Origin of the sequence: Amycolatopsis panacis (genome assembly GCF_003600245.1) — a bacterium.
Classification (GTDB): domain Bacteria; phylum Actinomycetota; class Actinomycetes; order Mycobacteriales; family Pseudonocardiaceae; genus Amycolatopsis; species Amycolatopsis sulphurea.
Genome location: NZ_QZFV01000082.1, coordinates 13,937 through 25,383 on the forward strand (window position 1 = coordinate 13,937; position 11,447 = coordinate 25,383).

The following is an 11,447-nucleotide window of genomic DNA, read 5'->3' on the forward strand; positions in this document are numbered from 1 at the left end:
ACCATCCGCTCGCCCCCGCCTCCGGAGAAGGCGTCGGCAGACGGGGGCGGCGGTGGTCAGGCGCGCAGCGTGGCTCCGAAGCGCTCGCCCGCGGCCTTGACGGCTTCGTCGCGGGCCTTGGTGGCCTCGTCCACGGTGAGGGTGCGATCCGGCGCCCGGAAGCGGAGCTTGTAGGCGAGCGAACGCCGGCCGTCCTCCAGCTGCTTCCCGGTGTACACGTCGAAGAGAGTGATCTCCTCGAGCAGATCACCGGCGCCGGTCCGGAGCACGTCGGCGAGCTCGGCCGACGACACCTCGGCGTCCGCGACGAGCGCGACGTCGAGCAACACCGGCGGATAGGCCGAAATGCTCGGCGCCGGGCGGGAATCGGGCAGCGGGACCGCGTCGAGATCGAGCTCCATCGCGACCGTGCGCGGCGGCAGCCCCAGCGCTTCGACGACCTTCGGGTGCAGCTCGCCCGCGTGCCCGACCGGCCAGTCCCCGACGCGCAACTGCGCGCAGCGGCCCGGATGCCACGGCAGAAGATCCGCCGCCTGCACGGTCAGGGTCACCCCGGCGGCCTCGGCGACGAGCCGGGCGGCCTGCACCGCATCGGCCCAGCCGGCCGGTTCGCCCTTGCCCCACCAGCCGGCCCGGCTGTGCTGCCCGGCGAGCACCGCGGCGACGTGGACCGGCTGCGCCGGCACCGCCGCTTCGAGCAGAGCCAGCTCCTCGTCGCTCGGCCGGTGCGCCACCCCCGGGTCGGGCACGGCGAGCTGATGCGGCTTCGGCAGCACGACCTGTCCGATGTGGAACAGCGACAGGTCCTTGATCCCGCGGGAAACGTTGCGCTGCAAGGTGTCCAGCAAGCCCGGCAGCAGGGTGGTGGCCATCCGGTCCTGATCTGCCTCGAGCGGGTTGCGCACGCGCATCGTCGTGCGGCGCACGTCGTCGGCGGGCAGGCCGAAGGCGTCCCACACCGTGTCGCTCACGAACGGGAACGGCAGCACCTCGACATAGCCGGCCTCCGCGAGCGCACGCGAGATCGCCCGGCGTCGGCGCTGCGCATCGGTGAGCCCGCGGCCGGCCGGGGCGGCGGGCAGCACCGAGGGGATGCTGTCGTAGCCCTCGAGCCGCAGCACCTCTTCGACGAGGTCGGCCGGCTGCACGAGGTCGGCGCGCCAGCTCGGCGGCACCGCGGTGACCACCGAAACCCCTTCGTCGGTGGTGCTCACCTGGACTTTGCAGCCGATCTGGCCGAGCCAGCGCACCGTGACGCCCCGCTGGTAACGCACCCCGGCGACCTGGTCGGGCAGGTTGATCGGCATGGTCACCGGCGGGTTCGGGGCCACGCCGCCTACGTCGGTGCGGCCGGGCTGGATCGAGCCCTCGCCGTACTGGCGCAGCAGCCGTGCGGCCAGCTCGACCGCGGCCGCGCAGAGCGCCGGGTCGGTGAACCGCTCGAACCGTTTCGCCGCTTCGGAGAACAGCTTGTGCCGACGCGCGGTCCGGCTGATCGACGCCGGATTCCAGTGCGCCGCTTCGAGCAACACGTCGGTGCTCTCCGGCGTGATCTCCGTGCTCGCACCGCCCATCGTGCCGGCGAGCGAGATCACACCGCTGTCGTCGGCGATCACGATGTCGTCGGCGTCCAGCGTGCGCTCGGCGTCGTCGAGCGTGGTGAGCTTCTCCCCCGCCTCGGCCCGGCGCACCACCAGCCCGCCCTGGACGGCGCCGGTCGCGAACGCGTGCAGCGGATGCCCGAGCTCCAGCATCACGTAGTTGGTCACGTCGACGGCGAGCGAGATGGACCGGATCCCGGCCAGCAGCAGGCGACGGCGCATCCACCACGGCGTCGGCGCGGTCGCGTCGAGCCCGGTGACCCGGCGCAGCACGAACCGGGGGCAGCCCTGCGGGTCGTCCACCCGCACCGGCCACGCCTCGCTCTCGGCGGCCGGCACCTCCACCGACGCCGGATCGCCGAAGGGCACGTCGAGCGCGGTGGACAGCTCGCGGGCGAGCCCGCGCACGGACAGCGCGTAGCCGCGGTCCGGCGTCGGGGTGACCTCGATGACGTGGTCGTCGAGGCCCAGCAGTTCGCGGGCCTCGTCGCCGGGGATCGCCGCGCCCGGGGGCAGCACGAGGATGCCGGTGTGGTCCTCGCCCAGGCCCAGCTCCTTGGCCGAGCAGATCATCCCGTCGCTGACCTTGCCGTAGGTCGAGCGCGCGGCGATCGCGAAATCGCCGGGCAGCACCGCACCGGGCAGCGCGACCACGACCAGGTCACCCTCGGCGAAATTGCTCGCCCCGCAGACGATGCCGCGGGTCTTGATGCCGTGCGGGCCCTCGTTCTCGATCGGGCCGTCCTCGTCATCGTCCTCTTCGGACTCCTCGGATTCGGGATCGGGCTGTTCGCCGACCTCGACCCGGCAGAATCGGACCGGCTTCTTGAAGCCGGTCAGCTCCTCGATCTCGGCCACCCGCCCGACCACCAGCGGACCGGTGACCGGGCCGAGCCCGCTCAGCTCGTCGACCTCGATCCCGATCCGCACGAAGGCGTCCGCCAGGTCCTGGGGCGTGACCTCGGCACCCACATCGAGGTGCTCGGTCAGCCAGCTCACCGGGACTCGCACTACGCCTCCGTTCCGAAGGGAAGAGTGAACCGGACGTCGCCTTCGACCATGTCGCGCATGTCCGGGATGCCGTTGCGGAACTGCAGGGTCCGCTCGATGCCCATGCCGAACGCGAAGCCCGAGTACACCTCGGGGTCGACGCCACAGGCCCGCAGCACGTTCGGGTTGACCATGCCGCAGCCGCCCCACTCGACCCAGCCGGCACCGCCCTTCTTCTCCTCGAACCACACGTCCACTTCGGCGGACGGCTCGGTGAACGGGAAGAAGTGCGGACGCAGCCGGGTCTTCGACCGGTCGCCGAACATGGCGCGGGCGAACGCATCCAGGGTGCCCTTGAGGTTCGCCATGGTGAGGCCCTTGTCCACCGCGAGGCCCTCGACCTGGGTGAACACCGGGGTGTGCGTGGCGTCCAGCTCGTCGGTGCGGTACGTGCGGCCCGGGCACACCACGTACACCGGCAGGTCGCGGTGCAGGAGGCTGCGGGCCTGCACCGGCGAGGTGTGCGTGCGCAGCACCAGGCCGGAGTCCTCCTCGCCGACGTAGAAGGTGTCCTGCAGCTGGCGCGCCGGGTGGTCCTTGCCGAAGTTCAGCGCGTCGAAGTTGAACCATTCGGCCTCGAGCTCCGGGCCTTCGGCGACTTCGTAGCCCATGCCCACGAACACGTCGGCGATCCGCTCGGACAGCGTGCTGATCGGGTGCCGGGCGCCGCGCGGTATGCGATCCCACGGCAACGTGACGTCGACGGCCTCCTCGCGGAGCACCCGCTCGTCACGCTCCGCCTGCAGGGCCGCGCGGCGCTGGTCGAATGCGGCCTGCGTGGCCTGGTGCGCCTCGTTGACCCGCTTGCCGGCGTCGGCCTTCTCCTGTTTGGGCAGGCCGCCGATCTTCCGGCGGGCGAGCAGCAGCGGCGACTGGTCCCCGAGATGGGCCGGTTTGACGGCGGCCAGGGCATCCAGGTCGGCCGCGCCGGCGAAGGCCTCTTCGGCCGCCTTGATCGCCGCGCGCAGGGTCTCCGGTGCGAGCACGTCGACCGGCTGTTCTGTGGCTCCGGACATGACTCCTCGGCGTCCGCTCGGACTGGTCTGGTCGGCGGCACGCGGGCAGGCTGCCGCACGTGCTCATCGGGCAGCTCAGTCTAGGGGATCGGGCGTCGGCCCCGGCCGGTCACCCTCCGCTTCCGGAGTGGCCGCGCCGGATCGGCTCCGGTATCGGCCGGTGCCGGCGCCGGTCAAACACGCCGGTGACCTCGGCCATGATCAACGCATCGGGTGAGGGGCGGGGCGCGCGGGGGGTGGTGTCGCGGCCGGTCTCGGGACTCGGCTTCGGCTCGCGGATGCCGGGAGCGGAAGTGGTGTCCGGCCACGGCCGTGTGGTGATCGACGGGACGAGTGGGGATGGGGGTGCGCCTGCCGACGTTTTCGGTACGCGCAGTGACGGAGAAGGGCTGGCCAGGCGGGCAGAATCGCTTGGTGGTGTGAGCGGTGGGTGACGGAAATCTTTCGGTGGCGGGAGAGGTGCGGCGGTGGCAGGGGTTCGTGGTGGGAGGGGTGTGGCAGAGATTCGGTGGCGGGAGAGGTGCGGCGGTCGGAGAGGTTCGGTGGTGGGAGGGGTTCGAAGGTGGCAGGGGTTCGAAGGTGGCAGGGGCTCGGGGGTGGCAAAGGTTCGGGGGTCGCAGAGGTTCGGCGATGGAGGGAAGGATGGCCACTGATGAGCAGGCGAGCGGGTTGGGCAACGGCGACTCATCGAGTTGACGCACAGCGGCAAGCCGTTCGGGAATGCCGGTGGAGGACAGGGATCGGCGAAGGCCGAAAGGATCCCCGTCGGCCGAAGACCGACCGAATAAAGGGATCAGCCGAGTAGCAGAACGGGTGGACTGGGCCAGGCGGGATCCGGCAGGCGAGAGATCGAACGGGCGAAGGATCAGCCAGGAGGGAAGACAGGGGCTCGTCTCGGACAGCCCGAAGGTCCGGCGGGGTCGGAAGTCAGCCTGGCGAAAGAGCGGAGAAACCCCGCACAGGCGACGAACCAAGCGGGCCGGAGAAGCACGAGCCGGACAACAAGCCACGCGGAGACCGCGCCGAAGGGACAGCCTGCGCGGAGACCGCGCCGAAGCGACAACCCACGCGAAGAGACGGAGCCGAAGAGAGCAAGGACCGAAGACACTGAGGGCGCCGAGGCAAGGGCCGAGACACCAGGGCCGACGAGAAGATCAGCGGTGTGCGGCCATCGCCGTGGTGTAGACGCAGACGGCGGCCGCGGTGGCCAGGTTGAGGCTTTCCGCCTTGCCGTACAACGGGATGCGTACCGTTTCGTCGGCTGCGGTGAGGATCTCGCCGGGGAGGCCGTGGGCCTCGTTGCCGAAGAGCCAGGCCACGGGGGTGTCGAAACTGAGCGTTTCGAGGGACGTCGTGGCGTAGCCGGAAGCGGCGAGGGTGCGCAGACCGGCCGCACGCAAGGCCGTGAGTGCGGCGGGGACGTCGCGGGTGCGGGCCAGCGGGATGTGGAACGTGCTGCCTGCGGCGGATCGGACGCTCTTGCCGTTGTGCGGGTCCACGGTGTCCCCGGCCAGGATCACTGCGTCGGCGCCGGCGGCGTCGGCGACGCGGATCACGGTGCCGGCGTTGCCCGGCTCTGCGACGTCGACGAGGACGACCACCAGGCGGGCCGCGGCCAGGACCGTCTCCAGAGGACGGTCGACGACCGTGCAGACGGCCACGATTCCTTGGGGCGTCACGGTTTCCGACAACCCCGCAGCAGCACGGTCGGTGATCGGCGAGACCGGCACGGAACGGTCGGCGGCCGCGGTCATCAGGGCCGGGTATGCGGCGGCGGCGCGTTCGGTGACGAACAGTTCGTGCACCGTCCCGTACTTCACCGCGGCTTCGACGGCGTTCGTGCCCTCGGCCAGGAAACGGCCGGTCTTCTCGCGTTCCGCGCGGCGGGTCAGCTTGCGCGCGGCAACGACCCGGGGGGTCCGTTCGGTGAAGGGGACCGCCCCGGGCCGGAAGAGGCTGCCGGTCAGGCCGACTTCGCTTCGCCGGTGTTCACGTTCGCCTTGGCCAGCTCGGCGAGCGCGGTGAACGCGGCGGCGTCGGTGACGGCCAGGTCCGCGAGGATCTTGCGGTCCACCTCGACACCCGCGGCCTTGAGGCCCTGGATGAACCGGTTGTAGGTCACACCGTTGGCACGGGCGGCCGCGTTGATCCGGGTGATCCACAGCTGGCGGAAGTCACCCTTGCGCGCACGGCGGTCGCGGTAGGCGTAGTTGAGCGAGTGGAGCGTCTGCTCCTTGGCCTTGCGGTACAGCCGCGAGCGCTGGCCGCGGTAGCCGCTGGCCAGTTCGAGAGTCGCGCGACGCTTCTTCTGGGCGTTGACCGCCCGCTTGACGCGTGCCACTGGTCCATCCTGTCGGGTTCGGGGGGTTCACAGACCCCGGAGTGGTCGGGAAAGTGTGGGGGGCGGAGTCAGCGGCCGAGCAGGCGCTTGACGCGGCCCACGTCGCTCTTGGCGACCTCGGTGGTGCCCTCGAGCCGGCGGGTGAGGCGGTTCGACTTCTTCTCCATCAGGTGGCGGCGGCCGGCCTTCTGGCGGCGCAGCTTGCCCGAGCCGGTCACGCGCACCCGCTTCGACGTCCCGCTGTGCGTCTTCATCTTCGGCATGGTTGTTCCTCTTCCGTGCGGCGGCACACCGGTGCCCCGGTGTGCCGCTGAACTGTGCTGGTTACGCCTCGGGTGCCGTTTCGGCCTTGGCCGCCTTCGGCTTCACGTTCTTGTGCGGGGCCAGCACCATGATCATGTTGCGGCCGTCCTGCTTCGGCGAGGATTCGACGAAACCGAGCTCGGTGACGTCGTCGGCGAGCTTCTGCAGCAGCCGGTAGCCGAGCTCCGGCCGCGACTGCTCGCGCCCGCGGAACATGATCGTGACCTTGACCTTGTTGCCGGCAGCCAGGAATCGCGACACGTGACCCTTCTTGGTCTCGTAGTCGTGCTGGTCGATCTTGGGACGCAGCTTCTGTTCCTTGATGACGGTCAGCTGCTGGTTCCGGCGGGACTCGCGGGCTTTCTGCGCGCTCTCGTACTTGAACTTGCCGAAGTCCATGAGCTTGGCCACCGGCGGTCGCGCCTGCGGGGCGACCTCGACGAGGTCGAGATCCGCCTCCTGGGCAAGCCGGAGCGCATCCTCGATCCGGACGATGCCGACCTGCTCGCCGTTCGGGCCGACGAGCCGGACCTCCGGCACCCGGATGCGTTCGTTGATGCGTGTCTCGGAGCTGATGGGGCCTCCTTGGTCCGAGTATCAGTTTCTCGTTTCGACCTGGTGCCCACAAGACTGAGGCCCCGCCGCCGGCTGCTGCCGGTGCACGGGGCCCGCTCTGTCTCCGATCGCCGGAATACCGCCATGCCGGCAACGGCACTCAGTATCTCGGCGAGACCGGACCCGGACACCTCGGTCGGTGACGCGGGTGGGAGCGGGGCTCCACTTGCCGCCCCCGATCGCTCAGGGGCTGGTCGCTCGTGGAAGGGTACCAGACGTGTCAGAACAACCTTCGCCACCGCCCCCGTATTCCCCGGACGACCGCGCACTGGCGGACATCCCGAGCGTCGAGGTGATCAGCCGCGCGGCCGTGATGCTGCTGTCCGCGGGTGCCGAACGGCTCGGGCTGGCCGACGCCGATCCGGAGCACTCGCCGCACCGCGACCTCGACGAGGCGCGCCGGCTCATCACCGCACTGGCCGGGCTGGTCACCGCATCGGCAGAGTACCTCGGGCTGCACGCCGCACCGCTGCGGGACGGGCTCCAGTCCCTGCAGAAAGCGTTCCGCGAAGCGTCCGTCGTCCCGGATCCGCCGGGGCAGGGACCGGGCGAGAAGTACACCGGACCGGTGTACTGAGCCCGGCCGCGATCGCACGGGCGGGCGGACGGAACGGATCGCTGTTCGCCCGCCGAGCGGGCAACTCCGCCGAGGCAGGGATACAGGTCCACAACCTCGTGACCAGGCGCCCCAGCGACAGCCGGACCATTCGGTATTGCCTAACCTCTCGGCGACATCTAACATGTTAGATGTGAGTGCACTCCCCCGTGTTTCCCGGCCGTTGCTGCGTGACGAGGCGTACGAGCGGATCCGGCACGCGATCATCGACGGCAGCCTCGTGCCGGGCACGCCGCTGCGCGACGCCGACCTCGCCGAGCAGCTCGGGCTTTCCCGGGCGCCGGTGCGGCAGGCGTTGCTCCGGCTGGCCGAGGACGGACTCGTCGCGTCCAAACCGCAGAGTTACACGCGGGTTGCGGAGTTCGTCGCGGACGACGTGCGGGATGCGGTGCGGCTGGTGCGCGCGTTGCACGAACTCGCCGTACGCGAAGCGCTCCCCCGGCTCGGGCGCGCGCACATCGCCGAGATGCGTACGGCGAATGAGCGGTTCGCCGCAGCGGTCGCGAAGGGCGACGTGGGCGCAGCGATCGAAGCAGACGATGAGTTGCACGACGTACCGGTGCGTGTGTGTGACAACCGTGCTGTCGCCGTGACGCTCGGGCGGTACACACCGCTGCTGCGAAGGGTGGAGTACGCGCGCTTCAGTTCGTTGCCCGCGCAGCGTTCGGTGAAGCGGCACGACGAACTCATCGCGGCGCTCGAAGCCGGTGATGGGGCCACTGCCGCCCGGGTCACCGCGACCATCTGGACCGACCTCGAAGCGCTCTTGGAGGACCAATGAGCCTGGCCGATTTCCCCCGTTTCCCCCTCCTGATCGGGCCGTCGCCGGTGCACAGGCTGGACCGGCTGACCGAGCACCTCGGCGGTGCCTCGGTGTGGGCCAAGCGCGAGGACCTCAACTCGGGGCTCGCGTTCGGCGGCAACAAGACCCGCAAGCTGGAGTACCTGGTCGCGGACGCGCTCGCGCAGGGTGCGGACACGCTGGTCTCCATCGGCGGGGTGCAGTCCAACCACACCCGGCAGGTCGCGGCGGCCGCGGCGCGGGCCGGGATGCGGGCCGTGCTGATCCAGGAAAGCTGGGTGGACTGGCACGATCCGCTGCACGACCGGGTCGGCAACATCCAGCTCTCCCGGCTCCTCGGCGCAGATGTGCGGCTGGTCGAGGCCGGGTTCGGCATCGGGTTCAAGGAGAGCTGGGAGCAGGCGCTGGCCGAGGTGGAAGCCGCGGGCGGACGGCCGTACGCGATCCCGGCCGGCGCGTCGGACCACCGGCTCGGCGGGCTCGGCTTCGCGAACTGGGTGCTGGAACTCGAAGCGCAGGAACGGGAACTCGGCGTCTTCTTCGACACGATCGTGGTCTGTTCGGTCACCGGCAGCACGCAGGCGGGGATGCTCGCCGGGGTCGCGGTGAGCGGAAAGCCGCGGCGGATCCTCGGCATCGACGCCTCGGCGAAACCGGCCGAGACGCGGGCGCAGATCGGACGGATCGCGGGGCGCACCGCGGATCTGCTCGGCGCCGGGCAGCCCCCCGAGGTGCTGCTCGACGAGCGCTACCACGCGGGGATCTACGGCATCCCGGACGAATCGACGCTGGACGCGATCCGCACCGCCGCCCGTCTGGAGGGGATGATCACCGACCCGGTGTACGAGGGGAAGTCGATGGCCGGGCTGATCGATCTGGTGCGGCGCGGGGAGATTCCGGCCGGGGCGAACGTGTTGTACGCGCATCTGGGCGGGCAGCCCGCGATCAACGCGTACACGAGCGTGCTCGGCTGATCGGCTGTTGCCCGGTCACGGTTTCCGCGGCCGGGCAACAGAGTCGTTCAGTCCACGACGGCGAGGACGTCGATCTCCACGAGGAGCCCGGCGGGCAGGCCCACGTACACGGTCGTACGGCCGGGGTACGGGGCTTCGCCGATCAGCTCGTCGTAGACCTCGTTGAACGCGGCGAAGTGGCTGGTGTCGGTCAGGTACACGCGCACCATCACCGCGTCGGCCAGGCTCGATCCGGCTTCGGCGAGGACCGTTTCGAGGTTCTTGAACACCTGGCGGGTCTGACCGGCCACGTCGTCGCCGACCACGGCGCCGGTGGCCGCGTCGAAGGCGACCTGCCCGGCCACCTGGAGGATGTTCCCTTTGCGGACGGCCTGCGAGAACTTCGCCGGCGGCTGCGGCGCGTCCTTCGTGGTGAACGCCGTCTTGCCCATCAGTGCCCCTTTCCGTTCCCCGTCCATCCACTGTGGACGGAAGCTTCCCCGGTCGCCGCCCGCAGTTCGGGGACGAGTGCCAGCAGGCCGTCGTAGTCGAGCAGAATCCTGGGCACCGAAATCGACGCCGCGGCCAGCACTTCCCCTCCGGCGCCGCGGATCGGAGCCGCGATGCAGTGGATGAAGTCTTCGTGCTCCGCGTTGTCCACTGCGTACCCGAGCTTCTGGACGCGATCCAGCTCAGCCAGATACGCCTCGGGCGTCGTGATCGTGTGGGGCGTCATGACCAGGTAGTCCAGGGCGTACGCCAGCTCGCGACGCTCTGCCGGTGGCATCGCTGCGACGAGAACCTTGCCGACTGCTGTGCAATGCAGTGGCGCGCGTTTCCCGATGCGCGAGTACATCCGAACGGAATGACGGCCTTCGTACTTGTCGATGTACACGACCTCACCGTCTTCGTAGGACGCGAGGTGCACGGTGTGGCCCGTACGCGCGTTGAGAGCCGCGAGAGCTTCATGTGAACTACGGCGTACGTCGTGCTCTTCCAACGCCTGGTTCGCGAGATCGAACAGCGCGCTGCCGAGCCGGTAATGCCGGGTTCCTTCGCGCCGTACGAAGTGATGTGACTCCAGCGTGCGCAGCAGACGCAGCACGGTCGTCTTGTGCACGCCGATCTCTTCGGCCAGCTCGTCAAGTGTCCGCGCGCCGCGCGCGAGACCGTCGAGCACCGTCAGGGCGCGGTCCAGGCTTTGACTCACGAGGCCAGCACACCCCCGACCGTCAGCCGCGCGGCGCCCCAGCCTTCGGCGTCTGCCTTCAGCAACTCGGTCACGACCTGTTCCGGTAGCGGCGCGCCGACGTCGTCGTGGGTCAGCAACGTCGCCGCGGCCTGAAGATGGCCGCGACGCAGGCGTGTGAGGGGGTCCGCGTCCCGCAGGGTGGCGGCCAGGAATCCGGCGGCGAAGGCGTCCCCGGCGCCGACCGGCTCGACCACGTCGACACGCAGTGCGGGCGCGAACAGCGGGTCCGCACTGCCCTCCATCAGGGTCGCTCCGCGTTCGCCGTGCTTGACCACCAGCGTGCGGGGATCGGGCAGCAATTCCCGCAACCGCACCGGATCGCCGGTCCCCCACACGCGCTCCGCCTCGTCGTCGCCGGTCAGCACGAGGTCCGCGCGGGCGGTCAGTTCACGGAGCACGGACAGGTCGCGGCCGGCCCACAACGCCGGGCGGTGGTTGACGTCGAAGGACACGATCAGCTCGTCGCGCGGCAGGTCCAGCAGCGCCCGTACGAGCGCCTCGCAGCTGCCGGACAACGCCGGGGTGATGCCGGAGAGGTGCAGCACCCGCACCCCGGAGAAATCCAGCCGTGCAAGCAGATCCGGCCCCATCGCGGATGCCGCCGACCCGGTCCGGTAGTACCGCACCGGGCTGCCACCGACCCCGGACTCCTTGAGGTACAGGCCGGTCGGCCGCGCCGGGTCCACGACCACGCCGCCGACCCCGACACCGGCGGCGGCGATCTCGCGAACGATGGCGCGGCCGAACGGATCGTCACCGACCGCGCTCACCCAAGCGCTGGACACGCCAAGAGCGGGCAGGTGCGAGGCGACGTTCGATTCCGCTCCGCCGACGGTGCGCAGCCAGGCGCGGACCTCGTCCGGCGGGCCGGGTTCGGCCGGGACGAACAAGGCCATCG

12 protein-coding genes are annotated in these 11,447 nt (G+C 70.5%); 3 read left to right on the plus strand and 9 right to left on the minus strand.

The annotated features are described in order from the left end of the window. Positions 1-56 precede the first annotated feature (56 nt). The 6 genes from pheT to infC form a co-directional block, all read right to left on the minus strand. On the minus strand, positions 57-2,612 hold the full coding sequence (pheT, locus tag D5S19_RS15255; RefSeq protein ID WP_120024005.1) for a phenylalanine--tRNA ligase subunit beta: 2,556 nt from the start codon (positions 2,610-2,612) through the stop codon (positions 57-59). Further along, on the minus strand, positions 2,612-3,667 hold the full coding sequence (gene pheS, locus D5S19_RS15260; RefSeq protein WP_120024006.1) for a phenylalanine--tRNA ligase subunit alpha: 1,056 nt from the start codon (positions 3,665-3,667) through the stop codon (positions 2,612-2,614). Before pheS ends, pheT begins: the two co-directional genes overlap by 1 nt. Positions 3,668-4,821: 1,154 nt before the next feature. Further along, entirely contained in the window at positions 4,822-5,634 is an 813-nt protein-coding gene (locus D5S19_RS15265) for a TrmH family RNA methyltransferase (protein WP_120024047.1), read from the minus strand. Beyond that, a complete protein-coding gene (gene rplT / locus D5S19_RS15270; RefSeq protein WP_120024007.1) occupies positions 5,631-6,008 on the minus strand; it encodes a 50S ribosomal protein L20 in 378 nt (125 codons plus the stop codon). The genes D5S19_RS15265 and rplT overlap by 4 nt, the downstream gene beginning before the upstream one ends. A gap of 68 nt (positions 6,009-6,076) precedes the next feature. Then, positions 6,077-6,271, minus strand: coding sequence for a 50S ribosomal protein L35 (gene rpmI, locus D5S19_RS15275; RefSeq protein ID WP_120024008.1), 195 nt, complete (start codon positions 6,269-6,271; stop codon positions 6,077-6,079). Between the two features lie 61 nt (positions 6,272-6,332). After that, positions 6,333-6,851: a translation initiation factor IF-3 gene (gene infC / locus D5S19_RS15280; protein ID WP_245915303.1), complete on the minus strand. Its 519-nt coding sequence runs from the start codon at positions 6,849-6,851 to the stop codon at positions 6,333-6,335. Positions 6,852-7,143: 292 nt separating this feature from the next. Here infC and D5S19_RS15285 point away from each other — a divergent pair, with 292 nt between their 5' ends. The 3 genes from D5S19_RS15285 to D5S19_RS15295 all read left to right on the plus strand — a co-directional run bounded on the left by D5S19_RS15285 (position 7,144) and on the right by D5S19_RS15295 (position 9,318). Continuing rightward, the gene (locus D5S19_RS15285) at positions 7,144-7,503 is read left to right on the plus strand and encodes a DUF1844 domain-containing protein (RefSeq protein ID WP_098514479.1); all 360 of its coding nucleotides are present in this window, start codon (positions 7,144-7,146) and stop codon (positions 7,501-7,503) included. 172 nt (positions 7,504-7,675) lie between these two features. Continuing rightward, on the plus strand, positions 7,676-8,323 hold the full coding sequence (locus D5S19_RS15290) for a GntR family transcriptional regulator (RefSeq protein WP_407641752.1): 648 nt from the start codon (positions 7,676-7,678) through the stop codon (positions 8,321-8,323). Continuing rightward, on the plus strand, positions 8,320-9,318 hold the full coding sequence (locus D5S19_RS15295; RefSeq protein WP_120024010.1) for a 1-aminocyclopropane-1-carboxylate deaminase: 999 nt from the start codon (positions 8,320-8,322) through the stop codon (positions 9,316-9,318). The genes D5S19_RS15290 and D5S19_RS15295 overlap by 4 nt, the downstream gene beginning before the upstream one ends. Positions 9,319-9,365: 47 nt before the next feature. On the opposite strand, the gene D5S19_RS15300 is transcribed toward D5S19_RS15295, so the two are convergent. Genes D5S19_RS15300 through D5S19_RS15310 form a run of 3 tightly spaced genes read right to left on the minus strand, consistent with a single transcriptional unit; the run spans position 9,366 to position 11,445 of the window. Next, positions 9,366-9,749: a RidA family protein gene (locus D5S19_RS15300; RefSeq protein ID WP_120024011.1), complete on the minus strand. Its 384-nt coding sequence runs from the start codon at positions 9,747-9,749 to the stop codon at positions 9,366-9,368. Then, entirely contained in the window at positions 9,749-10,507 is a 759-nt protein-coding gene (locus D5S19_RS15305; protein ID WP_120024012.1) for an IclR family transcriptional regulator, read from the minus strand. Before D5S19_RS15305 ends, D5S19_RS15300 begins: the two co-directional genes overlap by 1 nt. Beyond that, the gene (locus D5S19_RS15310; protein WP_233573944.1) at positions 10,504-11,445 is read right to left on the minus strand and encodes a sugar kinase; all 942 of its coding nucleotides are present in this window, start codon (positions 11,443-11,445) and stop codon (positions 10,504-10,506) included. Before D5S19_RS15310 ends, D5S19_RS15305 begins: the two co-directional genes overlap by 4 nt. Positions 11,446-11,447 lie beyond the last annotated feature (2 nt).

Coding starts and splice junctions, on each gene's coding strand:
- pheS (WP_120024006.1), bottom strand. CDS start 3,667: ATGTCCGGAGCCACAGAACAGCCGGTCGACGTGCTCGCACCGGAGACC.
- rpmI (WP_120024008.1), bottom strand. CDS start 6,271: ATGCCGAAGATGAAGACGCACAGCGGGACGTCGAAGCGGGTGCGCGTG.
- D5S19_RS15295 (WP_120024010.1), top strand. CDS start 8,320: ATGAGCCTGGCCGATTTCCCCCGTTTCCCCCTCCTGATCGGGCCGTCG.
- D5S19_RS15300 (WP_120024011.1), bottom strand. CDS start 9,749: ATGGGCAAGACGGCGTTCACCACGAAGGACGCGCCGCAGCCGCCGGCG.
- D5S19_RS15310 (WP_233573944.1), bottom strand. CDS start 11,445: ATGGCCTTGTTCGTCCCGGCCGAACCCGGCCCGCCGGACGAGGTCCGC.